This is a genomic window from Pseudomonas sp. WJP1 (assembly GCF_028471945.1).
In the GTDB taxonomy this organism is placed as follows: domain Bacteria; phylum Pseudomonadota; class Gammaproteobacteria; order Pseudomonadales; family Pseudomonadaceae; genus Aquipseudomonas.
The window spans coordinates 4,371,793-4,396,697 of the sequence record NZ_CP110128.1; the positions used below are offsets into that span (position 1 = coordinate 4,371,793).

Sequence of the window (24,905 nt, forward strand, 5' to 3'; positions counted from 1 at the left end):
CTAAAACGCTACGCTCAGCTTGAGCCAGTACGCACTGCCATCGGGGCGGTTGCGTACCCGGGTTTCGTCTTGCCATTTGGCGGTCAGGAACCAGCCGTTCTTATTGGTGTACTTGATTGAAGGGCCAATGGCCAGGCTGCGGCTCTTGTTGTCCGGCAGCCGTTCGCCGTCCTGACGGTCATCGGTGGTTTGCCACAGGGTGTACCCCCCCACGCCCACCACCCAACCGTTACCCAGCCCCCAACCTGCGGAGTAATCCATGTGCAGGGCCTGACCGGAGCGGTAGTCGGTGGCGGGGTTATTGAAGTTGAAGTCGTACATGGTTTTCACGTCGACATTGAGACCGTCCGGATCGACGTATGCCAAGGCAATAACAGGCTGCAGCACCCAGTAGTTGCAGCCAATGTTGGCCAGGTCATCGCGATCGTATTTACCCGTGGGCGCGATGGTATCGACAGCGAAGATCGCGTGCATTTTGTCGCTGTAGTGGTAGCCCAGAGCGGGCGCAAGGATCATGTCGCCCAGACCGCGGTTACTTTGCGATTGACCGTTGACACTGACCCTGAGATCCACCAGCGGTGCAATGACGTGGAAACCCAGCTGCCCGCCAAGAATTTGCTGCTCCGTGACCCAGATCAGGCGGCTGGCGATGCTGTTGGCCCGCAGATCGAAATCCACCGGCAACTGCTCGCCACCATTGCCGCGCAGGGCGTCGGCTTCGTAATGGCTGACGAACAGCTGGCCATACAATCCCGGAGGTGGCATTGCCCCCGCCATGTAGGTTTCGGCCCCCATCGCGTAGGGTGAGGCACCTCTCTCGCTGGCATGGCCCAGGTTACAGAACAGGCTCATGAACGTGAAACTGATCGGGATGAACAACGCTTGTCGATTCATGCTTTAAACCTTCTTATTATTTTTGTTCGGGCGCACGGTTGAGCCCCGCGATAATGTCGCAGTGTTTTACCCAAGTGAAACTTCGAGCGCTTTATAAAACCACTTTATAAAAATGTCACGCTAAAAAAGCCTGCCCTAGGTAATGCGACATAGCGCCGAACCCGCGTGACAGGTGCGCACCATCAGCTTTTCGGCCTACAGAACACGCTACTAACAAATGATAAAAATAATATATATCAATAAGATACAACCTTAACAAAAACACATGAAAAACAATAAACAACAACTACCCACAACTTCACACCCGCAACTTTTTCGATCATCCAAGACGTTGGACGCTATGTCCCTGGTTTGCGACTTGTCGCGACCCGGCCGATGCATCAGCCTCGATCCGTATTCAACAGCTATCCGGGTCAATAACAATGAATCAACTAACTTGCCTGCCACAGGACTCCGTCATTTGGGGCGAAAACATCCTGGCGACAGCCGTTTCCCGTTTTGCCGAGTATGGCATCGAGTGCCCGATCACATTCACGGTCACGCCGCTTACCCAGTTGAACGACACCTGCCTGCAACCGCACATCAAACAAGGGGTGGGGGTTTTTACCGAACTGCCTGCGCATGTGCCGGATGTCACGGTTGAGAAAGGCCTGCAGGCCTGCCTTCGTCTCGGAGCCAAGTCGATCATTGCCCTCGGTGGCGGATCGGTGCTCGACGCCGCCAAGGCGGTGTCGTATCGGCACCACCAGCAAACCGGCCATTTCCTGCCCATCGCGGCACTGCCAACCACCCTGTCCGGCTCCGAGTTTTCGCACTATTTCGGCATTACCGAAACCGCTGGCCCGGAGAAATTCAAACGCAGCTACGCCATTCGCGAAACGACCCCGAAAGTGGTGGTGATCGACCCCGTACTGTTGCTCGATACTCCCCGCGCGCTGTTGCTGTCCTCAGCGATCAAGGGCATGGACCATGCGGTGGAAGGCATGCGCAAGGTGCGTACCGACCACCCCCACGCGATCATGTCCGCCAGCGGGTTGCAGCGCTTCTTCAACGTCCTTGAACGGTGGCCGGAAAAGCTCGAGACCCGCCGCGCCATTGACCACGGATTGGTCACCCGCCACGACCTGCTGCAACTGCAACTGGCCGCCTGGCAGTGTTACTTCTCGCCGGCATCGGTGATTTACGGGCTGAGCCACCGCATCGGGCATATCCTGGGCGGCACTTTCGGCCTGCCCCACAGCGCGACTTCGTGCATCACCCTGGCCCCGGTGATTCGTGCGTGTGCCGATTATTACGGAGCAAAGCTCGATATCCTGTCGCCAGCGCCCCGGGGGCTAGCCGCCGGGCAACTGGCTGAGCGGATCGCCAACCTGGTGGTCAGCCTGGGCCTGCCCAGTCGCATCAGCTGCTTCGACATCGATAAGTCGCAATTGGCCAAAGTCGCCGAGCTGTTGAAAACCCATTATCCGAATGAGGTCGACGATCTGGGGGGGAATGCCTCGGCCAAACTTGACCTGCTGCTGGAGCGGCTTTGGTGAGCGCGCGCATTGCGGGTTTGCCTGAAGCGCTGCAAGCTTTGGCCAGCGGACGAATCAGCGCATCGGCATTGACCCGGCAAGCCTTGGACATCGCCCAAGCCGGCCAGTCGACACTCAATGCATTCGCTAACATTGCCCACGACTCGGCGTTGCAAGCCGCTGCGTACAGCGATCGACGTTATGCCGCAGGCTGCCCACGGCCGCTGGAAGGCTTGCCGATCGGCATCAAGGACTTGATCGATACCCAAGGCCTGGAAACGCGTTATGGCTCGGCCGCCTATCGGGGTCACGTGCCATCGGCCCACGCGCAGGTGGTGCAATCGTTGGTAGGCCAGGGCGCAATCATCATCGGCAAGACCACCACCCATGAATTCGCCTGGGGGGTCACCACGGCCAGCCGTGAGTTCGGCAACACCCTCAATCCGCTCGATACCCGCTGCATTCCCGGTGGCTCGAGCGGTGGTGCGGCGGCGGCGATCGCCTGCGGCGCCATCGCCGCGGGCCTGGGCACCGACACCGGTGGCTCAGTGCGAATTCCGGCGGCGCTGTGTGGTGTGACCGGCTTCAAACCGACTTACGGCAGGTTTCCCACCGAAGGCATTTTTCCCCTGGCGCCCAGCCTGGATCATCCGGGGCTGCTCGGCGCTGGCGTGGCCGACGTCGTGCTGTTGGCGAGGGCCCTGGGCATTGCACTGCCCGATGCCACATCCTCGGTAATGCCGCGCTTTGGTGTGATCCGCCAGATCGATCCGGTTCCTTTAAGTACAGAAGTCGCTGAAGCCTTCGAGCGGGCCGTAAGTAGTCTTGCCCGGGTTCATGAGTGCGTCGAAGTCGATTCCGCCGGCCTGTTCGACGGTGCGTTCCAGGCCTTCGCCAACATTGTCCTGACCGAGGGCGCTGTGACGCACTTTTCGCGGCATGACTGGGACTTCATCAACCACCACTATGGCGCAGAGACCGTCGAACGGCTTGATCGGGCCAGGCGTGTGGAGATAAGCGAATACGCGAGCGCGCAGACAGTACGCCGACAACTCGGCGCAAGGCTCGGCCAGCTCATGGACGGCATTGACTATCTGCTACTACCCACCTGCCCCTGTACCGCGCCGCGCGTGGATCAAGCCACCCTGGGCATCGGCACCTGGCAAGGCACGGTTCGCGAAGCGCTGATGACCTACACCGCGCCGTTCAATCTTGCTGGTTTTCCGGCCATCTCGATTCCATTGCCCTGCCCGTCTGCGGACGGCCGCCTGCCTGCGGCGCTGCAAATAGTTGCTCGGCCCGGGAACGATGGTGGCTTGCTTCAGATTGCACTGGAATTGGAATGCCTGCTGGCAAACTCTGCTGAATGACCCTCTGACTCACACCCAATAACCCCGTAGGAGCGGTGCTTGCCCGCGAACCAGGCGCTGCGGTTTATCTGTTGTCCGGTTTCGTCGTTCCCGCCGGCAAGCCTGGCTCCTACAGGTGAACCAGACGCCTGGGCGTTTCTGTTGCGCTGCGTTATCGTTCTTCACGGCATGCTTCGCACTAGCAAAAAATCGATGCGCTACGCTTCGTCGAAGGTCGTCAACCTGGGTATCTCGGCAGCGAGAAAATCCAGCAGCGCGCGCACCGCAGGCAACAGCCCGGTCCGATGGGGCATCAACGCGGTCATGCGCGCATCCGCGACCATCCAGCCCGGCAATACCCGCCGCAAGGTGCCGTTCTTGAGCTCCTCCTTGCAGATGTAACCTGGCAAGGCGGCAATTCCGAGGTTGGCACACGCGGCTTCCTTGGTGGAAATCATGTCGTTGCTCTGGAATCTCGGCGTCAGCGGCACGGTGGTTTCCTGACCGGACGGGCCCCGCAACTGCCACTGCACCGGCCCTCCTCGCACAATGGAAATCGACGCATGTTGCGCCAGCTCCTCCGGGGTGGCCGGTGTGCCGGCTTTTTCCAGGTATTGCGCCCCGGCGAACAGGAACCACGGCACGCTGGCAATCGCGCGTTGAACCAGGGAAGAATCCTGCAACGGGCTGATGTGCCCCCTGATCGCCAGGTCAAAACCTTCGCCGACAATGTCCACCAGGCGGTCGGTGGAAATTTCCACAATCTGCACTTTAGGGTAACGCGTGAGGAAAATCGGCAGCAGGTCGCGCAAGGCGAACTGGGCGATTTCCACCGCCGTAGTGATGCGCACCACACCGCTGGGTTCAGACAGTCGTTGCCGCACCGCCTCCTCGGCCACGTCCGCACTGTTGAGCATGGCGATGGCGTATTGGTAGAACTCGATGCCGATATCGGTCATGCCGAACTGGCGCGACGTGCGGTTGAGCAGCCGAACCCCCAGATAGGTTTCCAGTTCCTGGACCCGATGGCTCAGGGTCGATTTGGGCAGTCGCAGACTGTTGCCGGCGGCGGTGAAGCCACCGCGATCGACCACTTGAACGAAGTAAAAGACATCTTTCAGATCCAGCATCCGGGCCCTGCCTTTGCAATCACGCAATGGCGGTTATTCTGGCAGTTTTCCAGCGCTAATCCACCGCGAAGATCGTTCGCCATTGCGGGACTTATCGTACAGCCCGGCCAACTTCCCAGGCCCGGCCGCCCAACCTAGACTTTTCCTGCTTTTCAGCCGTTGGCCTGCAAGCCAGAACTCCATCAGGAAAACAATAATGAACAGTCCTAGCGAACCCGCGAGCCTCGAACCAACCGGCACACCCGCCGGTCAAACCCCCTACAGCGCCTGGATGCAGACCGACGTGCTGCACTCGCTGCAGAATCCGGTCAGCGACCACCCTGGCGAACACGCCTGGATCGCCCATGTGCAAGTGTCCGAGCTCTACTGGATGCTCATCGTCAAGGAACTGCAAACGGCGCAACGCCAGCTGCGGGCAAACAACCTTGGCCTGGCCTGGCGCACGCTCCTGCGCGTAGTCGCCCATCAAGAGGTGCTGGCGGCCAATTGGCGCTCGATCGACTGGATGACACCGAACGACCTGATGGCGATCCTGTCCCGTGCCGCGGCGACCTACGGCAAGGACACCGCGCTGCAGGGCTGGACCTATCGGCATATGGTTTATCTGCTGGGAATCAAGCAGGCCGAACACCTTGAACACTTCACTGTGCAGCCTGAGCGCCTGGCACAGTTGCAGCAGGCCCTGGTTGAACCGAGCCTCTACGACGACCTGCTGGCCTATTTCAGCCGCATCGGCATGGCGGTGCCCAAGGCAGTGCTCGAACGCGACCTGAGTGCGCCCTACGTCCCGAGCCCGGCCGTCGAGCAGCTCTGGCGCGACATCTACGCAGGCCCGGACATCAACCTCCAGTTGCAGCAGATCGGCGAAACCCTCGCCGACATCGCCGAAGGCTTCAGCGACTGGAAGTACCGCCACCTGATGGCCACCCGCCGAACTTTCGGCGCCCGCCCAGCCTATTTCGGCACCGAAGGCGTCGCCTGGCTGGTGCCCACCCTGGACGAAATCCCGTTCCCGGAGTTGTGGTCGGCGCGGACCTTCATCGGCAACCCACCGTCGGGCTGCCCGCATATGGCCAAGCATAAGAACTGAGATATTTTCTTCATGAGCATGGCTTGCCCGTGATGGCGGCATTGAGATCGCCATCGCGAGCAGGCTCGCTCCCACAGGTTTAGCAGCGCCTTTGCGTATCGAGCAAATCAGGTAGGATACAAGCCGTTCCAGGTCCGGGGCCGCACTTCATTGCGGCCACACCTCGACCCCATTTCTCACTGGAGCGGACATCATGCGACTCTATGACAGCCGAATGTCGGGCAATTGCTGGAAGGTACGCATTCTGCTCAATCAGCTGGGCCAGCCTTACGAGCGGATCACCCTGGACCTGGCCAAAGGCGATGCGCAAACCCCCGAATTCCAGCAGATCAGCCGCTTCTCCCGAGTCCCCGCACTGCAACTCGATGATGGCCGGTCCATTGTCGAATCCGGCGCTATCCTGCTGTACCTGGCGCAAGGCAGTCGCTACCTGCCAGACGATCCCTGGCTGCGCGCGCAAATAGTTGGTTGGCTGTCGTTTGAACAAGGCGATCTGCAAAAACCACTGGCGCAGTGCCGCGTCTACCATTTGAAAGGTCTGGCCGGGCAAATGGCCCCGCAGATCGAGCAATTGCATGGCGAGGGTTACCTGGCGCTGGAAAAACTCGAACACTGGCTCACCACTCACAGCTGGCTGGTCGGCGACGATTACACCGTGGCCGACCTGGGGGTCTCGATCTACGTTTCACTGGCGAGTGTCGGCGGCTTCGACATGCAGCGTTTCCCCGCCATTGGACGATGGATCGCGCAAGTCAAAAGCCAGCCAGGGTGGGTCGAATTATTGCCGAACGGTTGAACGGCGGGCCCGGATCAGGCCACTTCGCTGACTGCTTGCACACAGCGCAATGACCGGGCCACCGACGCGACTCTGCGCCCCTGGTACCGGGCGACGGCCAAATGCTCTTCATCGGGCATCAAGGTGTCGAGCACCGACACATGGGTCGCGCCATACGGCGTACCGGCCTTGAACATCGAAGGGTCGGCATATCCAAGCGGCACGATAATCAGCCCCAGGTGAGCCATCGGCGCGTAGATCGACAGCAAGGTCGATTCGTTGCCGCCGTGCTTCGAGGAGGTCGAGCCAAACACCGAACCCGCCTTGCCGTTGAGCTTGCCGGCAAACCACAGGCCGCCGAGGCTGTCGATGTAGGCCTTGAGCTCCGAAGCGATCGAACCAAACCGGGTTGGCGTCCCGAAAATGATCGCGTCGGCCCACTCCGCATCGGCCTCGGTGGGTTTCTCGTACTTTGCGTTCATGGTTTGCGCGCTGTCGAACCAACCCGGAACTTGCAGCATGACTTCGCTGCCGACCAGCTCCCGGGCCCGGCGCAGACGCACCTCGGCGCCTTGTGCCAACGCGCCTTCAGCAATGGCGTTGGCGAGGATTTCGGTGGAACGGGTGCGCGAATAGAACACGATCAGGACTTTTGGTTTTGACATGATGGAACCTATGGATGAGCAACAGTGAACAGCGACCCCACGATGAAGTCGCTGGCTAAGGGGTGCAGTGCGCCGGGTCAGATGGCGATCGGCTCGAGCCGGCTGAGCAGTTCGTCCTTGCGTTCGCTCAACCAGGACGGCGTCTGGAATTCGGCGCCCAATTCGTCCGCCGCCTCATCGATGGTAAAACCGATATCGGTGGTCGCCGCTTCGAACATCACACCGCCAGGCATCTTGAAATACATCGAACGGAAGTAGTTGCGGTTCACCGATTCGGAAGTATCGATATGCCCCATCGACATCAGTTTGTCCTTGAGCGCCATCTGCTGTTCGACGTTGTCCACCGCGAAGGCCACATGGTGGATCGTGCCCTCCCCGTAGATGGACGAACCTTGCAGGCGGTCGGGCTCATGCTGGAACTCGACGACGGTGCCAGGCGCGCCGCTGGCGGTTTCAAAACGGTGATAGGGGCCATGCTGCCCGGCGTAACGGAACTCGAGCGCGTCTTTCATGAAGATGATCGACTCGGCGACCTCGCGCAGTGACAGGGTGATGCTGTGTACCCCACGGATGGCGAACGCTTCGGGGATGTCATCGGCGACGCACGCAGGACGGTTGTCCCGGTCGGAGGCGACCAGGTCGAATTCGATGCCGCACGGATGCAGGAACCGTTGGCGGGTCTCACCGAAACGCGTGACCGTTTCCTCGTCGAACGGCACGCCGAAGGCTTTGAACCGCGCTCGCCAGAAGTCCAGGGAGTGCTTGGGTACGGAGTAGTTGATCACCCGGATCTGGCCGGATCCCGGACGGGCTTTGACACCCCGTTGGCGGAACGGGAACGAGGTGACCAGCGTGCCGGCATCCCCTTGGGCGTTGCCGTAGTACAGGTGATAAATCGGTTCGTCACCGTCAAGCAGTACCGTCTTCTTGATCAGGCTCTGTCCCAGCAGCTTCACATAGAAATCAACGTCCTCTTGCGCACCGGCAACGCCGGCAGTCAGGTGGTGGAAACCTTTAATGGCTGACATTCGATTCTCCAGTTTCGTTTGGACGAGCAGGTGCCGCAACGCCTGTCGGCGCCGTGGGCATTTACCAGGGTTGGGTCGGAAGTTATTCGTCGAGGAACGTGGTGAACTCTTCGAGTTCCAGCTTGGCGACGCTCATGCGGTTTTCCGCCAGGCTGTTGTCGGCCCAGCCCAGTGACATGCCGGCGACGATCATCTGGTCATCGGGAAGATTGAGTTCGGTGCGCAACAGCGGGTGCTGCAGCGACCAGATCTGCTGGGGGCAGGTATCGAGCCCGCGCCCCTTGGCGGCCAGCATCACGTTCTGCAGGAAGCAGCCATAACAAAGGAAACTGGCCCATTCCAGACGCCGATCCATGGTGAAAATGATGCCGACCGGCGCATCGAAAAAACGGAACTGACGCTCGACATCACGCCGCCGTCCCTCCTTGTCGCTACGACAGCAGCCCTGGGCATCACCCAATTGGCCGCGAAAGGTATTGAAGCGGGACTTGTAGGGATCATGCAGCTGAGTCGGAAAAAACGGGTATTCCGGAGTCTGGCCTTCCGGTGAAGCGCGATACGCCTCCACCGCGGCTTTGGTAATGCGCTCGCGGGACTGACCGGTTATGACATAGCAACGCCACGGCTGGCTGTTACTCGAGCTCGGCGCATGTTTTGCCGCCGACAAAATGTCCTTCACCATGTCCATCGACACCGGTCGATCGAGAAAACCACGCTTGGCACTACGCTCGCGAATCAGATCATCAATGAACAGGCCACTCGGCATTTTCGGTCTCCTTATTATTGGAATGGAGTCTCAGCGGTTCCCGTTGATGGCGTCTGGTTACTGTTGCTGACTGCCTGGGGTGTGACAGAGCATAAGAGCGTTGCGCCAGGCATAGAAGGCGCTGCGTTTGAACGCAGGGTTGCGGATTCGTGAACGATCAGGCACTTGCCGTGAGTTCTGGCATCAGTTCATGACGGCCACCTTGTTGCCGGTACTGTCCCACCCTCCTCCCAGCGCCTTGTAGATGGCGACAATCCCCCGGTACTGGTCGACCTCACCCTGTGCCTGTGCATCCTCTGCATTCAAGCGTTCGCGCTCGGCATCGAGCAACACCAGGTAATCGACAGAGCCTTCCTTGTACTGGATCGCCGCCAGGCTGGCCGCCGCGCGACTTGATTCGCTCTGCTTGATCAACGACAGCAGCCGCTGTTGGCGTTTGCCATAGTCGCTGAAGGCGTTCTCCGATTCTTCCAGTGCCAGCAACACCTGCTGTTCGTAGGTGGCCAGGGCGCCTTCGGCGTCGGCGTTGGCGCCGCGGATGCGCGCGCGCACGCTGCCCAGATCAAAGGCGGCCCAGGTGATGCTCGGGCCCAGGCTCCAGGCCCGGGCGGCACTGGAACCGATTTGCGAACCGCGCCCGGCGGTGAAGCCAAGGAAGCCGCCCAGGCTGACCCGGGGAAACAGGTCGGCGGTCGCCACGCCGACATCCGCGGTCGCCGATGCCAGCCTGCGCTCGGCCGCCAACACATCGGGACGACGCTGCAACAACTCGCCGGGATCGCCGATCGGCAGCGCCTTGGCGATGGCCGGCAGCTCCGCCGGGCTCAATGACACGCTCAGCTGGTCCGGGCGTTCACCGAGCAAGGTGGCGATGCGATTTTTCTGCCGGACCTGTTCCGCCTGCAGTTGCGGCACACTCGCCTCCACTGCGGCCAGGCGCGCGTCGGCACGCACCACATCGAGTTCGTTGCCGACGCCGGCATCGCGCAGGCTGACGGTGACGCTGCGTGAATCGTTTTGGTTTTTCAGGTTGGCCAGGGCGATTTTTTCCCGCAGTTGCGCGCCGCGCAGTTGCCCGTAAGCGTCGACCAGTTCAGCGATCATCGTTACCCGCAGTTGATACAGATCTGCCGCAGCCGCGTCTTCCCGGGCATCACTCGACTCCAGCGCACGCTGAATGCGCCCGAACAGATCGATTTCCCAGGCCATGTCCAGGCCCAGGTCGTAGCGCTCAGTATTGACCCGGCTTTCAGTCAGGCCCGGTATTTGTGATTTGCCTTGCACGCTGCTGATGCGACTGGTGACCACCGGCAGGTTGTCGTTGCTAATGTCGTCGCGAATCGCTCGCGCCGCTTTCCAGCGGGCAAAAGCCACGCGCAGGTCGCGGTTGCCCTCCAGGGATTTGCTCACCAGTTGGTTCAGTGTGGGGTCGTCGAACTGCTGCCACCACACCGTCTCGAAGCGCGTCTGATCGTAGTTCGCGGCCTTGGCATAAATGCTGTTGGCCGGCGGCGTAGCCGGGGTCTTGTAGTCCGGACCTACGGTGCAGGCGGCCAGCGCACTCACCAGAAGGCTGGGTAGAAAAAGCTTGAGAGCATTCATGGTTGCACCTCCAGAATCAGCGCACGTGCTTGCTTTTTAGCTTGCTTGCGTTCGATGTAACGGCGAATCAGCACAAAGAACACCGGTGTCAGCAGCAGGCCGAAGAAGGTCACCCCTAGCATCCCGGAGAACACCGCGACACCCATGGCCCGGCGCATTTCCGAACCGGCACCGCTGGACGTCACCAGCGGCACCACGCCCATGATGAACGCGAACGAGGTCATCAGGATCGGCCGCAAACGCATCCGGCAAGCGTCGAGCACGGCGTCCAGCGGCGACAGGCCCTGCTCCTGCTTGTCCTTGGCGAACTCGACGATCAGGATCGCGTTCTTGCACGCCAGGCCCACCAGCACGATCAGGCCGATCTGGGTGAAGATGTTGTTGTCGCCCCTGGAGATGATCACCCCGGCAATCGCCGACAACAGGGTCATCGGCACGATCAGGATCACCGCCAACGGCAGGCTCCAGCTTTCGTACAACGCCGCCAGCACCAGGAACGCCAGCAGCACGCAGAGCGGGAACACCAGCAACGCCGTGTTGCCGGACAGGATCTGTTGGTAGGTCAGGTCGGTCCACTCGTAGGTCATGCCATTGGGCAGTTCCTCCCTGAGCAGTTTTTCAATCGCGGCCTGGGCCTGGCCGGAACTGTAGCCGGGGGCTGCGCTGCCATTGATTTCCGCGGTGAGGAAGCCGTTGTAGTGCGAGACCCGGTCGGGGCCCGAGGTCGGGCTGACCTTGACGAAGGTCGCCAGCGGGATCATTTCGCCGCGATCGTTGCGCACCTTCAACTGGCCGATCTGCTCCGGTTCCTGGCGGAACTGTTGCTCGGCCTGCACGTTGACCTGGTAGGTGCGGCCGAAACGGTTGAAGTCGTTGGCGTACAGCGAGCCCAGGTACACCTGCAAGGTGTCGAAGATGTCGTTGATTTTCACGCCATGGGTCTTGGCCTTGTCCCGGTCGATGGCGGCTTCGACTTGCGGCACGTTGACCGTATAGCTGGTGAACAGGTTGGCCAGCTGCGGAACGCTGCGGCTCTTGGCGATGATGTTCATCGTCTCTTTGTACAGCTCGTCATACCCCAGGTTGCCGCGGTCTTCGATCTGCAGGCGGAAGCCGCCGATGGTGCCCAGGCCTTGCACCGGTGGTGGCGGGAACACGGCGATGTAGGCGTCCTGGATCTCACCGAACTTGCCGTTGAGCGAGGCGGAAATCGCCTTGGCCGACAGGCTCGGGTCCTTGCGTTCGTCGAACGGGCTCAGGCCGATGAAGGCGATGCCGGCGTTGGGGCTGTTGGTGAAGCCGTTGATCGACAGGCCCGGGAACGCCACGGCGCTGTCGAAGCCCGGTTCGTTCATGGCGATGGTGCTCATGCGCCGGATCACCGATTCGGTGCGATCCAGGCTGGCGGCATCCGGCAGTTGCGCGAAGGTCACCAGGTACTTCTTGTCCTGGGTCGGCACGAAGCCGGTCGGCGTGGTGCTGAAGCCCATGTAGGTCATGGCGATCAGGCCGGCATAGACAAGCAAGGCGACGCTGCTGCCACGGATGACCTTGGCCACGGCAATCACGTAGCCATGGCTGGCCTTGTCGAAAAAGCGGTTGAAGGGTTTGAACAGCCAGCCGCCCAACAGGCGATCCAGCACTTTGGAGAAGCGGTCTTTCGGTGCGCCGTGAGACTTGAGTAGCACAGCGGCCAGCGCTGGCGACAGGGTCAGGGAGTTGAACGCCGAGATCACCGTCGAGATGGCGATGGTCAGCGCGAACTGTTTATAGAACTGCCCTGTCAGGCCGGAAATGAAAGCGGCCGGCACAAACACCGCGCACAGCACCAGCGCGGTGGCGATGATGGGGCCGGTCACCTCGCCCATGGCTTTCTTGGTGGCTTCGACCGGCTCCAGCCCGGATTCAATGTTCCGTTCGACGTTCTCCACCACCACGATCGCATCATCGACCACGATACCGATCGCCAAGACCAGCCCGAACAACGACAGCGCGTTGAGCGAGAAGCCGAGCAAATGCATCACCGCAAACGTACCGATCAACGACACCGGCACCGCCACCAGTGGAATGATCGAGGCGCGCCAGGTTTGCAGGAACAGGATCACCACCAGCACCACCAATATCAGTGCTTCGAACAGCGTGTGCACCACCGCTTCAATCGAGCTGCGCACGAAAATGGTCGGGTCGTAGACGATCTCGTAGTCCATGCCTTCCGGGAAGCTCTTCTTCAGTTCGGCCATCTTCGCCCGCACCTGGTCGGAGACGTCGATCGCGTTGGAACCGGGGCGCTGGAAGATCGGCATGGCCACCGCTTCCTGGTTGTTGAGCAAGGCGCGCAAGGCGTATTGGTTAGAACCCAGTTCGATGCGGGCAATGTCCTTCAAGCGAGTGATTTCGCCATCCGGGCCACTGCGGATGATCACGTTCTCGAACTCTTCTTCAGTGACCAGCCGCCCCTGGGAGTTGATCGACATCTGGAAGCTAGTGGCATTCGGTGCAGGTGGCGAACCCAGTTGCCCGGCGGCGACCTGACGGTTCTGTTCGCGCACCGCGTTGACCACATCGGTGGCGGTCAGGTTGCGCGAGGCGGTTTTATCCGGATCGAGCCAGATACGCAGGGAGTAGTCGCCGATACCGAACATCTTCACGTCGCCGATGCCGTTCAAACGCGACAGTTCATCCTTGACGTTGAGGATCGCGTAGTTGGACAGGTACAGCATGTCGTAGCGTTTGTCCGGCGACACCAGGTGCACCAGCAGGGTCAACTCCGGCGAGGCCTTGTCCACGGTGATGCCGATGCGCGTCACTTCTTCGGGCAATTTCGGCTCGGTGCGGGTCACGCGGTTCTGCACCTGGACCTGGGCGTTGTCCAGGTCGGTGCCCAGGGCGAAGGTCACGGTGAGGGTCAAGCGCCCGTCCGCCGTCGACTGAGAAGACATGTACAGCATGTTCTCGACGCCGGTGATCGCCTGCTCCAACGGGGCCGCCACGGTTTCGCCGATGACCTTGGGGTTGGCCCCCGGGTAGTTGGCGTGAACCACCACGGTGGGCGGCACCACTTCGGGGTATTCGCTGATCGGCAGCTGGAACAGCGAGATGGCGCCGGCAATCAGGATCAACAGCGACAGCACCGCAGCGAAGATCGGCCGCGTGATGAAGAACTGGGAGAATTTCATGTCGATGCTTCCTTATCCGCGAGGGCTGGGCGCCGCATCCGTCTTCACCAGGGCCGGTGATTTGACGGAGGTGGAGGATGGGCTTGCAGGTTGATTGCCCGCCTCGATGGCCTGGCGTTGGCGGGTCAGGGTCGCGACCGTTTCCGGGTCGGCCATGGGTGCGTCCTGCGGGGCGACCACGGCGCCGGGACGGACCCGCTGCAGGCCGTTGATGACGATGCGATCGTCTTTGTGCAAGCCGCTGCGCACGATGCGCAGGCCTTCAAGCTTGGGCCCCAGGTCGACGTTGCGGTACACGACCTTGTTGTCCTGATCGATCACCAGCACGAATTTCTTACCCAGGTCGGTACCCACCGCCTCGTCCTTGATCAGCAGGCCGGCATAGGCGGCGCTGCCCACCAGTTTCAGCCGGGCGTACAAACCCGGGGTGTATTGGCCGGCGGCGTTGTCGAACACCGCGCGACCGCGGATGGTGCCGGTCTTGGGATTGACCTGGTTGTCGACGAAATCCATCTGCCCCAGGTGACTGTTGCCCTCCTCGTCCGACAGGCCCATGTACACCGGCGTGGCCTGGCCACGCTGACCCTGGCGGGAAAGCTGGCCGTACTTGAGGAACAGGCGTTCGTCGGCGTCGAAGTAGGCGTACACCCTGTCGGTGGAAACCACGCGGGTCATTGCGCTGGTTTCGGCGGTGACGAGGTTGCCGGCGGTGATTTCAGCGCGGCTGACACGGCCGCTGATCGGTGCGGTCACGCGGGTGAAGCTCAGGTTCAGACGGGCAAGATCGAGCTGCGCCTGCATCGCATCGACACCGGCCCGGGCTTCCTGGGCGGTGGTATTGCGAGTGTCGGCCAACTCCGCGGAAATCGCGTTGCTGCCGAGCAACCGCTGACCACGCTGCGCTTCATTGCCGGTACGAACCAGAGTGGCGCGGGCCTGTTGCAACTGCGCTTCGAGGCGATGCACTTCATGTTCGAATGGCCGCGGATCGATCTGGAACAGCAGATCACCCTTCTTCACCAGCGCACCGTCGATGAAGGCCACCCGTTCGATCTGCCCTGATACCCGTGGACGGACCTCGACGGTTTCCGGTGCCTCCAGCCGTGCGGTCACTTCATCCCATTCGGTGATGGGCTGCTCGATGACCTTGGCGACCGTGACGCGCGGCGCCCCCGGAGCATTGGCGGCGACCGGCGCACGATCGCAAGCGGCAAGCATCGTGAGTGCCAGGGCGGCAAGTGGGTAACGCAGTGGTTTGAGTGATTGTTCCATGGAGGTGTCCGCCTGACGGTTATGGTTTTTTTGCGCAGTCTCGGCTTCGCGCGCGGCCGCGACGAATCGAACGCAATGAACTTGGGTATCACTATTGATGATAGTCATCATGTATAAAGGCAAAAAAAAGGGATTTACCCTGCTCACACATTTGCGCCAACAATATATGATGACTATCATAATTACTACCCTCTCAGCGACGACCTGCCAAGGGCCATGCACGCTGGCCACAGGAGCACCTCATGAAAGTGACGAAAGACAAGGCTGCGGCCAACAAAGAAGCGATCCTTGCGGCCGCCTCCCGGCTGTACCGCGAGAAAGGTCTCGACGGCATCGGCATCGGCGAACTGTCCCGCTCGGTCGGGCTGACCCACGGCGGGTTTTACGGGCAGTTTCCGGGCGGCAAGGAACAGCTGGCCTGCGAGGCCGTCAGCAGGACGTTCGAAACCAACATACAAACCTGGCAAACCGCCAAATCGATTCCTGAACTGGTCAAGGGTTACCTGACCCAGAAGCACCTGGACAACTGGACCGAGGGCTGCCCGATTCCCGCGCTGGCGACCGACGTCGCGCGTACCGGCGGCACGGTCAGCCAGTCCTTCACCCAGGGCATCGAGCGCTTGATCGAAATACTGATGCCACTGGTGGAAGGCGAAAGCCAGGAGGAAAAACATCAGCAGGCGTTGCAGGTCATTGCATCAATCGCCGGCGCCATGCTGATCGCCCGGGCGGTGGATAAACCGGCGTTGTCCCAGCAGTTCCTGACGTCGGTGATCAACACCTGGCAGCCCTCCTTGTAGGAGCGAGCCTGCTCGCGATGGACGTCAACGATAACGCGCGCTGCCTGTATAGACGCGTTGTCCGGACCACCATCGCAAGCAAGGTTCAGACCGTAGTTTGCACCGCCACCGCCTGCCGTCCCTTGAACGCCAGGGAAAAACAGAAAAAGATCGCCAGGGCAAACCCGGCCGGGAACAGCCAGATGTTTTTCCAGTCATGGCTACCCGCCGTCGCGGCGTAGTGGTCGGTCACCTGCCCCGCCACCCAGAAACCGATCAGCATGCCCAGGCCGTAGGTCGCCAGGGTAATCAAGCCCTGGGCGGAACTCCTGAAGCGTTGCGAAGCCTTGGCGTCGGTGTAGATCTGGCCGCTGACGAAGAAGAAGTCATAGCAGATGCCGTGCAAGGCGATACCGGTGAACAGCATGAAAGCCAGGTCGCCGTTGTTGCCATAAGCGAACAACAGGTAGCGCAACGCCCAGGCCAGCATCCCCACCAGCAGCGCAATCTTGATCCCGAAGCGCTGGATGAACAGCGGCAGAAGCAGCATGAACAGGACTTCGGAAACCTGCCCGATGGCCATTTTCGCCGTGGGGTTTGTCACGCCGATCTCGGCCAGGAACGGGTTGGCATTCTGGTAATAGAACGCCAGCGGAATGCAGATCAGGATGGAGGCGATGAAGAACACCAGATAGCTGCGATCCTTGAGCAAACCCAGGGCATCAAGCCCGAGCATCTGCTTGAGGCCGCCGCCCGATTCGCCCTTGAGGGGGGCGGTGCGCGGCAGGGTGAAGCTGTAGAGGCCCAGCAGCAGTGACGCAAGCGCCGACATCAGGAAGGTGTTGCGCAACCCGCCTGACGAAATCGCCGTTTGTGAGTCCCAGGCAAACACAAAGCTGATCACCACGCCGGCGACGATCCAGCCGAGGGTGCCCCACACGCGGATGCGCGAAAACTCCAGCGCCGGGTCGCTCATCTGGCGGAAGGCGACGGAATTGACCAGGGCCAGGGTCGGCATGTAGATCATCATGTAGGCCAGCACGTACGGATAGAAGGTGCTGAAGTCCGGTGCCCGATAAAGTTGATACAGCAACACCGCGCCCGCCAGGTGCAACACTGCAAGAATGCGCTCGGCATTGAAGAAGCGGTCGGCGATCAAACCGATCACGAACGGCGCGATGATCGCCCCCCATGACTGGGTCGAGAACGCCATGCCGATCTGCACGCCAGTGGCGCCCAGGTTACTGGCGAGAAAGGTCCCGAGGGTGACGAACCAGCCACCCCAGATAAAGAACTGCAGGAACATCATTGCGCTTAACCGCGCATTCATCGTGGTCATGACTGTCACCGTCTTATTGTTGTTTTTGTGCGAGAGAAAATGTTCAGGCGTCAGGCAGCCCCAACAGTCGTCGATTGAACGTCGCGTCGGAGGACACACTGGCGAAATCGTCGAACGCCTTGCGGGTCTTGCTGATCATGTGTCGCTCGATGAACGCCGCCCCTTCTGCGGCGCCCTGCGCGGAGTCCTTCAGGCAACATTCCCACTCCAGCACCGCCCACCCGGCAAAATCGTATTGGCTCAGCTTGCTGAAGATCGACTTGAAGTCGATCTGGCCATCGCCCAGTGAGCGGAAACGCCCCGGCCGCTCGACCCAGCCCTGATAACCGCCGTAGACACCGGAACGGGCATCGGGCCGGAACTCGGCGTCCTTGACGTGGAACATGCGGATGCGCTCGTGGTAGCGATCGATGAAGCCCAGGTAATCCATTTGCTGCAGCAGCAGATGGCTCGGGTCATACAGGATCGCCGCGCGGGGATGGTGATCGACCGCCTCCAGGAAGCGCTCGAATGAAGCGCCGTCGTGCAGGTCTTCGCCGGGGTGAATCTCGTAGCACAGGTCGACGCCGGCCGCTTCGAAACAGTCCAGGATCGGCAACCAGCGCTTGGCCAATTCGGCAAAACCTTGCTCGACCAGGCCACTCGGCCGCTGTGGCCAAGGATAGACGTAGGGCCAGAGCAGCGCGCCGGAAAAGGTCGCGTGGGCTTTCAGGCCCAAGCGCTGACTGGCGCGTGCCGCCAGCTTCAATTGCTCGATGGCCCAATCGGTACGTGCCTGGGGCTGGCCGCGCAAATGTGCCGGCGCGAAGTCATCGAACAGCGCGTCGAACGCCGGATGCACCGCTACCAGCTGGCCTTGCAGATGCGTCGATAGCTCGCTGATTTCGACGCCTGCCTGGGCGCACACCGCCTGTAATTCGTCGCAGTAGCCCTGGTCTTCGGCGGCGCGCGCAAGGTCAATGAATTGTGTGCCCAGCGTCGGCAATTGAATGGCCTTGTAACCCTGGGATGCCGCCCACCGGGCGATGTTGGCCAAGGTATCGAAGGGCGCTTCGGTGGACATGAATTGCGCGAGGAATATCCCAGGGCCACGCATGCCGATTGGGGCAGTGTCAGTCACGGCAGTCTCCAGAGTCATGGGGTGCAGACCAGTTCGGTCCACTTGGCATCGCCACGGTGGTTGGCGATCACGGTTTCGATGAACGCCATGCCGCGCAGGCCGATGTCGATCCCGGGTACCCCGGGAGCATCGTGCCCCGCAGCCTCGCCGCGGATGGCACAGGCAAGATCGCCGTAGAGATTGGCCATGGCCTCGAGGTAGCCTTCGGGATGCCCGGCCGGCAAGCGCATGCGCTGGCTGGCGGCCTGGCACAGCCAGGGCTGGCCGACGCCGGAACGCAAGACGCGCATGGGTTGATCGAGGGCGCGGTGGATCAGGCTCGCGGGTTCTTCCTGCCGCCATTCCAGCCCCCCCTTGTCGCCATAGACGCGGATCTTCAGCGGGTTTTCCTCGCCTGCGCAGACCTGGCTGGCGATCAGTACGCCGCTGGCGCCCCCAGCCATCTTGAACAGCATCGAGGCGTCATCGTCCAGCTGACGGCCCGCGATGTGCACGCCCAACATCGCGCACAGCTGCTGGATCGGCTGATCGGCGACAAACTCGGCCAGGGAAAAGGCGTGGGTACCAATGTCACCGATGCAGCCGCCCAGACCGGACTGCTCGGGTCGGTCACGCCATTGCGCCTGCTTGTTGCCCTGCCCGGCCACATCCTGGCTGAGCCAGCCCTGGGGATACTCGACAATGACCTTGCGCACCGCACCGATCACGCCGTTGCGCACCATGTCGCGCGCCTGCCAGACCATCGGATAACCCAGGTAGGTGTGGGCCAGGCCGTACAAGCGGTTGCTGCGCTCGACCACGTCCTTGAGCGCGAGCAATTCGGCCAGGTTCAGTGCCGCCGGTTTTTCGCTGAACACATGAAAACCCGCGCTCAGCGCCTGGCTGGCAACCGGGGCGTGCAAGTGGTTGGGCGTGACGATCACCAGCAGCTCCATGCGCTGCTCGGCGGGCAATGCACGCTCGGCGTCGATCATCTGCTGCCAGTCGCTGTAACAGCGCGAGGCCGGCAAGCCCAGCGCCGCGCCGGTGTTCCGATTGTTCTGGGTGTCACGGCTGAAAGCGCCGCACACCAGTTCAAAACGGCCATCGAGCCCGGCGGCCTGACGGTGGGCTTGAGCGATGAATGCGCCCTCGCCGCCCCCGACAAATCCCATTCTTATTTTTGGCACTGCAGTGTTCATCGCAATTTTCTCTGTTTGAAGCGGGGTTTTCAGACTTGAATCCGGGCCACGATGTAACCGGTTACATCGTGGCGGAAATTTAGGCTCAGTTTTGAGGCCTGTCAAACCCGGGATTAAAATCGATGAACATTCCGGCCCATGGCCAACTGCGTTAAGCTCGCCGGCCGCGCGGTTCGATAACGAGGTGATTTTGTCCAATATCCGTGAAGTAGCCAGGCTGGCCGGCGTCTCGGTGGCCACGGTGTCCAGAACCCTGAAATCGCCTGAGCGTGTGCTGCCCGAAACGCGGGACAAGGTCAACGCGGCCGTGGAAAAGGCCGGCTACAGGCCGAACCTGATGGCGGTGCAGTTTCGCTCCCGGCGCACCGGCAACCTGGTGATTCTGGTGCCGGCCATCGCCAACACTTTTTTCGCCCGAGTCATCAGCGGCGCCCAACAGGCGGCCCAGGCGGCCAACTATCGCCTGCTGCTGTGCGACACCCAGGGCCGCGAGGAGATCGAACGGGAATTCGCCGAACTGGTGTACAACCATCAGGCCGACGGCGTGATTCAATTGCGCGCCTACGACCCCTTCGAAGCGCCCTTCCCCAACGCCGAGTTGCCGCCCATCGTTAACGCCTGCGAGGTGATTCAAGGCGGCCGTCATCCAACCATCAGCCTGGACAATCGCGCGGCCGCCAAGGCCATGACCGAACACCTGATCGAACTGGGCCACCGCCGGATCGGCCTGATCAAGGGCCCGAAAAGCAGCCCGTTGACCCGCGATCGCGTGGCCGGTTATCAGGATGCCTTGCTTGCGGCCGGGATTGATTGCGACCCGGCGCTGATCTGTCACGGTGATTTCAGTCTGAAGGCCGGTGACGACGGCGCAGCCGCCATGCTGGCCCTGCCCGAACGCGCCACTGCACTGTTCTGCGAAAACGATGAAATGGCCATCGGCGCGTTGAAACGCATCAAGCAACAGGGGCTGCGGGTGCCCGAGGACATTTCCCTGGTGGGTTTTGACGACATTCCCTTTGCAGCGTACTGCGACCCGCCGCTGACGACCATCGCGCAACCCGCCGAAGTCTTTGGCCAGAAAGCTGTCGAGATGTTGATTGCGCTGATCGAAAAGAAACCGCTACTGCAGCGACATGTGGTGTTGCCGTTCGAGCTGACACTGCGCAGCAGCACGGCAGCCCCCCGTAGGAGCGAGCATGCTCGCGATGGACGTCAACGATAACGCGTGCTGTCTGAATGACCGCGTTGTCCGGGCGTCCATCGCGAGCAGGCTCGCTCCTACAGGTTACAAGTGCAGCCGCTGTATCAATCCCTGAACTGCGTCAGTTGCTGGCTCAGGGACCCGGCCTGATCGCGCAGTTGCACCGACTGTTCGAGCAGGCTGCGGATCGCGTGGTCGTTCTGCTCGGAGATCCGGCTGACGCCCTGGATCGCCACCGACAGTTGCTCGCCCGTCGCCGCCTGGCTTTGGGTCTGGCGCGCCACTTCGCTGATGCGCGTGAGAATGTCCTGGGCATGCTGGCGGATCTGGTCGACGCCCTGGGCCGAGGTGGTCAGTTGCACCACGCCCTGGCGTACCGCTTCGCCGACCTGTTGCACATTGGCCACGGTGTTGCGCACATCCGAACCGATGGCGCCGATCATCTCGCCGATTTCACCGGTCGAACGGCTGGTACGTTCCGCCAGCTGCCGCACCTCGTCCGCCACCACGGCGAACCCACGCCCCTGCTCCCCGGCCCGCGCCGCTTCAATCGCGGCGTTCAGGGCCAGCAGGTTGGTCTGGTCGGCGATGCTGCGAATCACCGCGATGATCCCGGCGATCTGTTGCGAGCGTTTTTCCAGGTCGCCCACCGCGCCGGCCACCACGTCCATGGTCTGGTCGATGTGGGTGATGCCGGCCAGGGTCTGGCTCATCTCCCCGGAAATATTGGTGGTCAGTACTTCGGTGTTGCGCGCCAGTTGCTCCACGTCTTCGGCTTGCTGGGACATCTCGGTCACCGAGTGTGCCAACGCCGTGACGCCGCTGGCCATCTCCTCGGTAGCGGTGTGTTGCGAGGTCGCCCGTTCGGCGACGGCCTGGGTGGTGTCGCCCAGGTGATTGGAAATCTGCATCAAGGTGGTGCTGCTCTGGCGGATCGAACCCACCAGGTCGCCCAGGCGCTGGATGAACTGGTTGAACGCCCCCGCCAGCTTGCCGGTTTCATCGCCGCTGCGCTGCTGGAAACGCAGGCCCAGCTCGCCGCCCCAGGCCTGGATGCCGACCGTCAGGCCGGATAACGGACGAATCTGCCACGCCAGCAAATGCCACAGCACAATGGCCAGCACCAGCAACGCCACCAGGCCGATGACCACAGCGGTGTAGAGGAAGTGGTTGATGCTGGCCATGGCTTCGGCCAGCGGATAGGCGACCATCAACGCCCAGTTGTTCGGCGCCTTGCCGATACGCACCGGTTGCAACACATAGCCCCAGCCATCGCGCTGGAAACTGTAGGAGCGGCCCGCCTTGATCGCTTCCTTGGCAGCGCTCGGCAACTCGTCAGCCGGCTGGCTCAGGCGCTTGGCGTCGGGATGGCTGGCATACAGGCCGTCGCTGGAAACCAGGGCGCCATAGCCCTTGAAGGCATCGATGGTCGAGAGCTGGCGGTTGATGCTTTCCAGTGGAATGTCCACCCCGGCCACACCCAGCGCTTTGCCGCCCTGCAACAGCGGCACCATGATCGACACCATCATCACCGATTGCCCGCTGCCACTGCTGTAGGCAAAGGGTTCGGAAGCCCAGGGCTGACGTGTGTGCAGCGGTCGGTAGTAATACTGGTTGTCGGCGTTTTCCGGGACGTAACCGCTCAACGCCTCGGCTTTGATCGTGCCACCGGCACGGTTCCAGTAGGTCAGGTAACGGCCCGTGGCGTCGTGGTGTGGCTGGTTGGCAAACTCACTGTCCTTGCCATCGAAGGCATTGGCTTCCCAATACTGGCCGAGCCCCGCCAGCCTGGGGTTGGCTTCGAACAGTTGCCGGGTCAGGGCATCGGCGGTCTTGCGATCGACCTGTTGCTGCTGCATCGCCGTGGCGACGCTGGCCAGCGACTCGGCCACGGTAAAACCGGCACCGAGTTCGACTTCCACTTCCTTGGCATTGGCCTTGACGATGGTTTCGACCAGGGCGGCGGTTTCCTTGACGGAGGAGCCATAGGCGATATAGGCGATGGAACCCAGGAGCAGCGCCATGACGACGACGGTGCCGATCAACGCGGTCCAGAACAGCTTGAAGTGCAGGGAGCGATTAGGCATGAGCATTCTCGAATGAGCGATACGTCAGCCAGCACAGCGTGCCACGGCAGTGCTGGCGGATTATTCATAGTTGATATTATTTAGCCACTATATCGAGGCGAACATGCCTGATGCAACACAATTGAACGGTTGATCAGTTGGGGGGAGAAAGCGGGGAAAACGCGACGCCAGACAGCCTCGGCGAGCTATTGCAGCGCACCGAGGCGGGGGGAACAGGCCTGATGCAGAGGCTTGCTTAAAGACACGCCTGGGCTGCACGTTCGAGGGGCGATGGCCCGAACGTCGAGGCCAGCAACGCGCGTTCGTACAGGAACACCTTGCCGCCGCTCGAGGCCTTGTAAGCCTCGAGCACATCGTCGGCGGCAACTTTGCTCGACACGACGATTCGATAGCTGCGCTGGGTCTGCGAGATCGTTGCGCTCAGCGCGTCCTCCTGCAGTTTTGGCAAGACACAGTTGGCGTAGTCCGCCGGTGCCTTGTTGGTCTGCAGCGTCAGCGTCGGGTCATTGGGGGCAGAGGCACACCCCGCCAGCAGCAAGGGGGCGGCCAGCGCCAGTCGAGTCAACATCTTCATCACAAGGTCCCGGATAAGCGTTTTCAATGCACGCCATGTTCCTTGTTTGCCGGCCACAACAGAACTTGTGATGGATGATGATCACTATCAGTGCAACGAATAGTAAAACACGCATCCTTTACTGCGCGGATTTGGTGACAGGCCCGCGCTTGAAGGCCTCGCGTCGTTCCTGGCGCTCCAGGGCATAGGCCGCGCTCGGCTCGCTGGCCAGTTCATCCCGGCGCAACAGTTCGCCGCAGTGCTCGCACATCGGCCCCAGCCCGGCGGGCTGCCCGCAACGCTGGTGGGTATAGCGCACGGCCAAGCCCTCCTGCGGCGACTTGCACCAGGTTTCACCCCAGGCACGCAAGGCCAGGACGACTGAATAGAACGCCTGCCCCTTGGCCGTGAGGTGGTACTCGTAGCGTGGCGGCCGCTCGCTGTAGGCGCGGCGCTCGACCATCCCGTCAGCCTCCAGGCTTTTCAGGCGTGCCGCGACCATCTGTGGGGTGCCGCCCGTCTGCGCCTGGATCTCATCGTAACGATGATTGCGCATGAACAACTCGCGCAACACCAGCACGGTCCAGCGATCGCCGACGACGTCCTCGGCCCGGGCAATCGGACACAAGGTTTCAGGACTAGTCTTTTTTATCGCCATAGGGGCTTGTCTCTTTCCAAGTAACTATGATTATCATATTTACACATTGCCAAGGCAAGGCCATGGCACCGTCCCACCCATTTTCTGGAGTATCGATCATGTCGAACACCCCCTACCCCCTAGCTCGAACCGCCTACCTGCTGGTCGATCCCTACAACGACTTTCTGTCCGAAGGTGGCAAGATCTTCCCGCTGATCGAGCCAATCGCCCAACAGGTCGGTCTGCTCGACAACCTGCGCACCCTCGACCGTACGGTCCGCGCGCTCGACCTGCCGGTGTTCATCGTACCGCACCGGCGCTGGGAGCAAGGCGACTACGAGAACTGGGATCACCCCAGTCCCACCCAATGCAAAATCCAGCACATGCACCACTTCGCGCGCGGCGAATGGGGCGGTGAATGGCACCCCGATTTCGCGCCCCAGCCAGGTGACATCGTCGTTCAGGAGCATTGGGGATCGAGCGGCTTTGCCAACACCGACCTGGACTTTCGCCTGAAGCAGAAAGGCATCACCCACGTGATCATCGTCGGCCTGCTGGCTAATACCTGCATCGAGGCCACCGCCCGCTACGCCCAGGAGCTGGGTTACCACGTCACCCTGGTGCGCGACGCCACCGCCGCTTTCAAGCCGGAGATGATGCACGCCGCCCATGAACTGAACGGCCCGACCTTCGCCCATTCGATCGTGACGACCGAGCAACTCATCGCCACCCTCAAGTCGTGAG

General features: G+C 61.4%; 21 protein-coding genes. 7 read left to right on the forward strand and 14 right to left on the reverse strand.

The features are described from left to right. Complete coding sequence (locus OH720_RS19550) at positions 1 to 894, reverse strand: SphA family protein (RefSeq protein ID WP_272602531.1); 894 nt, start codon at positions 892 to 894, stop codon at positions 1 to 3. 422 nt (positions 895 to 1,316) lie between these two features. Between OH720_RS19550 and OH720_RS19555 the strand changes: the two genes are divergently transcribed. Both OH720_RS19555 and OH720_RS19560 read left to right on the forward strand, forming a co-directional pair. After that, on the forward strand, positions 1,317 to 2,432 hold the full coding sequence (locus tag OH720_RS19555; RefSeq protein WP_272602532.1) for an iron-containing alcohol dehydrogenase: 1,116 nt from the start codon (positions 1,317 to 1,319) through the stop codon (positions 2,430 to 2,432). Next, positions 2,429 to 3,781, forward strand: a complete 1,353-nt coding sequence (locus OH720_RS19560) for an amidase (protein ID WP_272602533.1) — start codon at positions 2,429 to 2,431, stop codon at positions 3,779 to 3,781. The genes OH720_RS19555 and OH720_RS19560 overlap by 4 nt, the downstream gene beginning before the upstream one ends. A gap of 197 nt (positions 3,782 to 3,978) precedes the next feature. Here the strand turns inward: OH720_RS19560 and OH720_RS19565 are convergent, their stop codons facing one another. Continuing rightward, positions 3,979 to 4,890, reverse strand: a complete 912-nt coding sequence (locus OH720_RS19565) for a LysR substrate-binding domain-containing protein (protein ID WP_272602534.1) — start codon at positions 4,888 to 4,890, stop codon at positions 3,979 to 3,981. A gap of 196 nt (positions 4,891 to 5,086) precedes the next feature. Here OH720_RS19565 and OH720_RS19570 point away from each other — a divergent pair, with 196 nt between their 5' ends. Together OH720_RS19570 and OH720_RS19575 are read left to right on the forward strand one after the other, a co-directional pair. Next, a complete protein-coding gene (locus tag OH720_RS19570; protein WP_272602535.1) occupies positions 5,087 to 5,980 on the forward strand; it encodes a tryptophan 2,3-dioxygenase in 894 nt (297 codons plus the stop codon). A 193-nt stretch (positions 5,981 to 6,173) separates the two neighbouring features. Then, positions 6,174 to 6,776: a glutathione S-transferase family protein gene (locus OH720_RS19575; protein WP_272602536.1), complete on the forward strand. Its 603-nt coding sequence runs from the start codon at positions 6,174 to 6,176 to the stop codon at positions 6,774 to 6,776. Positions 6,777 to 6,790: 14 nt separating this feature from the next. On the opposite strand, the gene wrbA is transcribed toward OH720_RS19575, so the two are convergent. The 6 genes from wrbA to mexE form a co-directional block, all read right to left on the reverse strand. After that, positions 6,791 to 7,420, reverse strand: a complete 630-nt coding sequence (wrbA, locus tag OH720_RS19580; RefSeq protein WP_008062778.1) for an NAD(P)H:quinone oxidoreductase — start codon at positions 7,418 to 7,420, stop codon at positions 6,791 to 6,793. Between the two features lie 77 nt (positions 7,421 to 7,497). Then, positions 7,498 to 8,376 (reverse strand): ring-cleaving dioxygenase, encoded by an 879-nt coding sequence (locus OH720_RS19585; RefSeq protein WP_442967205.1) that lies wholly within the window; start codon positions 8,374 to 8,376, stop codon positions 7,498 to 7,500. Between the two features lie 154 nt (positions 8,377 to 8,530). Further along, complete coding sequence (locus OH720_RS19590) at positions 8,531 to 9,214, reverse strand: nitroreductase (protein WP_272602538.1); 684 nt, start codon at positions 9,212 to 9,214, stop codon at positions 8,531 to 8,533. Positions 9,215 to 9,397: 183 nt separating this feature from the next. Next, positions 9,398 to 10,816, reverse strand: a complete 1,419-nt coding sequence (locus OH720_RS19595; RefSeq protein WP_272602539.1) for an efflux transporter outer membrane subunit — start codon at positions 10,814 to 10,816, stop codon at positions 9,398 to 9,400. Next, the gene (locus OH720_RS19600) at positions 10,813 to 13,992 is read right to left on the reverse strand and encodes an efflux RND transporter permease subunit (protein ID WP_272602540.1); all 3,180 of its coding nucleotides are present in this window, start codon (positions 13,990 to 13,992) and stop codon (positions 10,813 to 10,815) included. The genes OH720_RS19595 and OH720_RS19600 overlap by 4 nt, the downstream gene beginning before the upstream one ends. A gap of 12 nt (positions 13,993 to 14,004) precedes the next feature. Then, positions 14,005 to 15,264: a multidrug efflux RND transporter periplasmic adaptor subunit MexE gene (gene mexE / locus OH720_RS19605; RefSeq protein ID WP_272602541.1), complete on the reverse strand. Its 1,260-nt coding sequence runs from the start codon at positions 15,262 to 15,264 to the stop codon at positions 14,005 to 14,007. A 242-nt stretch (positions 15,265 to 15,506) separates the two neighbouring features. On the opposite strand from mexE, the gene OH720_RS19610 reads away from it, so the two are divergent. Next, positions 15,507 to 16,064 carry a TetR/AcrR family transcriptional regulator gene (locus OH720_RS19610; RefSeq protein WP_272602542.1) on the forward strand — a complete coding sequence of 186 codons (558 nt, stop codon included), beginning with the start codon at positions 15,507 to 15,509 and terminating at the stop codon, positions 16,062 to 16,064. 85 nt (positions 16,065 to 16,149) lie between these two features. Here the strand turns inward: OH720_RS19610 and OH720_RS19615 are convergent, their stop codons facing one another. Genes OH720_RS19615 through OH720_RS19625 form a run of 3 tightly spaced genes read right to left on the reverse strand, consistent with a single transcriptional unit; the run spans position 16,150 to position 19,683 of the window. Then, positions 16,150 to 17,382: a nucleoside permease gene (locus OH720_RS19615; RefSeq protein ID WP_272602543.1), complete on the reverse strand. Its 1,233-nt coding sequence runs from the start codon at positions 17,380 to 17,382 to the stop codon at positions 16,150 to 16,152. A 43-nt stretch (positions 17,383 to 17,425) separates the two neighbouring features. Further along, the gene (locus OH720_RS19620) at positions 17,426 to 18,478 is read right to left on the reverse strand and encodes a sugar phosphate isomerase/epimerase family protein (protein ID WP_272606492.1); all 1,053 of its coding nucleotides are present in this window, start codon (positions 18,476 to 18,478) and stop codon (positions 17,426 to 17,428) included. A gap of 38 nt (positions 18,479 to 18,516) precedes the next feature. Continuing rightward, positions 18,517 to 19,683, reverse strand: a complete 1,167-nt coding sequence (locus OH720_RS19625; protein WP_272602544.1) for a Gfo/Idh/MocA family protein — start codon at positions 19,681 to 19,683, stop codon at positions 18,517 to 18,519. Between the two features lie 190 nt (positions 19,684 to 19,873). On the opposite strand from OH720_RS19625, the gene OH720_RS19630 reads away from it, so the two are divergent. Then, positions 19,874 to 20,905, forward strand: coding sequence for a LacI family DNA-binding transcriptional regulator (locus OH720_RS19630; protein ID WP_272602545.1), 1,032 nt, complete (start codon positions 19,874 to 19,876; stop codon positions 20,903 to 20,905). 83 nt (positions 20,906 to 20,988) lie between these two features. On the opposite strand, the gene OH720_RS19635 is transcribed toward OH720_RS19630, so the two are convergent. The 3 genes from OH720_RS19635 to OH720_RS19645 all read right to left on the reverse strand — a co-directional run bounded on the left by OH720_RS19635 (position 20,989) and on the right by OH720_RS19645 (position 24,182). Continuing rightward, positions 20,989 to 22,971 (reverse strand): methyl-accepting chemotaxis protein, encoded by a 1,983-nt coding sequence (locus OH720_RS19635; RefSeq protein ID WP_272602546.1) that lies wholly within the window; start codon positions 22,969 to 22,971, stop codon positions 20,989 to 20,991. Positions 22,972 to 23,206: 235 nt separating this feature from the next. Next, positions 23,207 to 23,545, reverse strand: coding sequence for a hypothetical protein (locus OH720_RS19640; RefSeq protein WP_272602547.1), 339 nt, complete (start codon positions 23,543 to 23,545; stop codon positions 23,207 to 23,209). 118 nt (positions 23,546 to 23,663) lie between these two features. Then, positions 23,664 to 24,182, reverse strand: coding sequence for a winged helix-turn-helix transcriptional regulator (locus OH720_RS19645; RefSeq protein ID WP_272602548.1), 519 nt, complete (start codon positions 24,180 to 24,182; stop codon positions 23,664 to 23,666). A gap of 98 nt (positions 24,183 to 24,280) precedes the next feature. Here OH720_RS19645 and OH720_RS19650 point away from each other — a divergent pair, with 98 nt between their 5' ends. Next, a complete protein-coding gene (locus tag OH720_RS19650; RefSeq protein WP_272602549.1) occupies positions 24,281 to 24,904 on the forward strand; it encodes an isochorismatase family cysteine hydrolase in 624 nt (207 codons plus the stop codon). The last annotated feature ends 1 nt before the right edge of the window (position 24,905 follow it).

Excerpts from the sequence above, each read along its gene's own strand:
- OH720_RS19620 (WP_272606492.1), bottom strand. The coding sequence starts at position 18,478 with ATGCGTGGCCCTGGGATATTCCTCGCGCAATTCATGTCCACCGAAGCG.
- OH720_RS19645 (WP_272602548.1), bottom strand. The coding sequence starts at position 24,182 with ATGGCGATAAAAAAGACTAGTCCTGAAACCTTGTGTCCGATTGCCCGG.
- OH720_RS19615 (WP_272602543.1), bottom strand. The coding sequence starts at position 17,382 with ATGACCACGATGAATGCGCGGTTAAGCGCAATGATGTTCCTGCAGTTC.
- mexE (WP_272602541.1), bottom strand. The coding sequence starts at position 15,264 with ATGGAACAATCACTCAAACCACTGCGTTACCCACTTGCCGCCCTGGCA.
- OH720_RS19550 (WP_272602531.1), bottom strand. The coding sequence starts at position 894 with ATGAATCGACAAGCGTTGTTCATCCCGATCAGTTTCACGTTCATGAGC.
- OH720_RS19650 (WP_272602549.1), top strand. The coding sequence starts at position 24,281 with ATGTCGAACACCCCCTACCCCCTAGCTCGAACCGCCTACCTGCTGGTC.
- OH720_RS19565 (WP_272602534.1), bottom strand. The coding sequence starts at position 4,890 with ATGCTGGATCTGAAAGATGTCTTTTACTTCGTTCAAGTGGTCGATCGC.
- OH720_RS19590 (WP_272602538.1), bottom strand. The coding sequence starts at position 9,214 with ATGCCGAGTGGCCTGTTCATTGATGATCTGATTCGCGAGCGTAGTGCC.
- OH720_RS19555 (WP_272602532.1), top strand. The coding sequence starts at position 1,317 with ATGAATCAACTAACTTGCCTGCCACAGGACTCCGTCATTTGGGGCGAA.
- OH720_RS19575 (WP_272602536.1), top strand. The coding sequence starts at position 6,174 with ATGCGACTCTATGACAGCCGAATGTCGGGCAATTGCTGGAAGGTACGC.
- OH720_RS19610 (WP_272602542.1), top strand. The coding sequence starts at position 15,507 with ATGAAAGTGACGAAAGACAAGGCTGCGGCCAACAAAGAAGCGATCCTT.
- OH720_RS19595 (WP_272602539.1), bottom strand. The coding sequence starts at position 10,816 with ATGAATGCTCTCAAGCTTTTTCTACCCAGCCTTCTGGTGAGTGCGCTG.
- OH720_RS19640 (WP_272602547.1), bottom strand. The coding sequence starts at position 23,545 with ATGAAGATGTTGACTCGACTGGCGCTGGCCGCCCCCTTGCTGCTGGCG.
- wrbA (WP_008062778.1), bottom strand. The coding sequence starts at position 7,420 with ATGTCAAAACCAAAAGTCCTGATCGTGTTCTATTCGCGCACCCGTTCC.
- OH720_RS19600 (WP_272602540.1), bottom strand. The coding sequence starts at position 13,992 with ATGAAATTCTCCCAGTTCTTCATCACGCGGCCGATCTTCGCTGCGGTG.
- OH720_RS19635 (WP_272602546.1), bottom strand. The coding sequence starts at position 22,971 with ATGCCTAATCGCTCCCTGCACTTCAAGCTGTTCTGGACCGCGTTGATC.
- OH720_RS19570 (WP_272602535.1), top strand. The coding sequence starts at position 5,087 with ATGAACAGTCCTAGCGAACCCGCGAGCCTCGAACCAACCGGCACACCC.
- OH720_RS19625 (WP_272602544.1), bottom strand. The coding sequence starts at position 19,683 with ATGAACACTGCAGTGCCAAAAATAAGAATGGGATTTGTCGGGGGCGGC.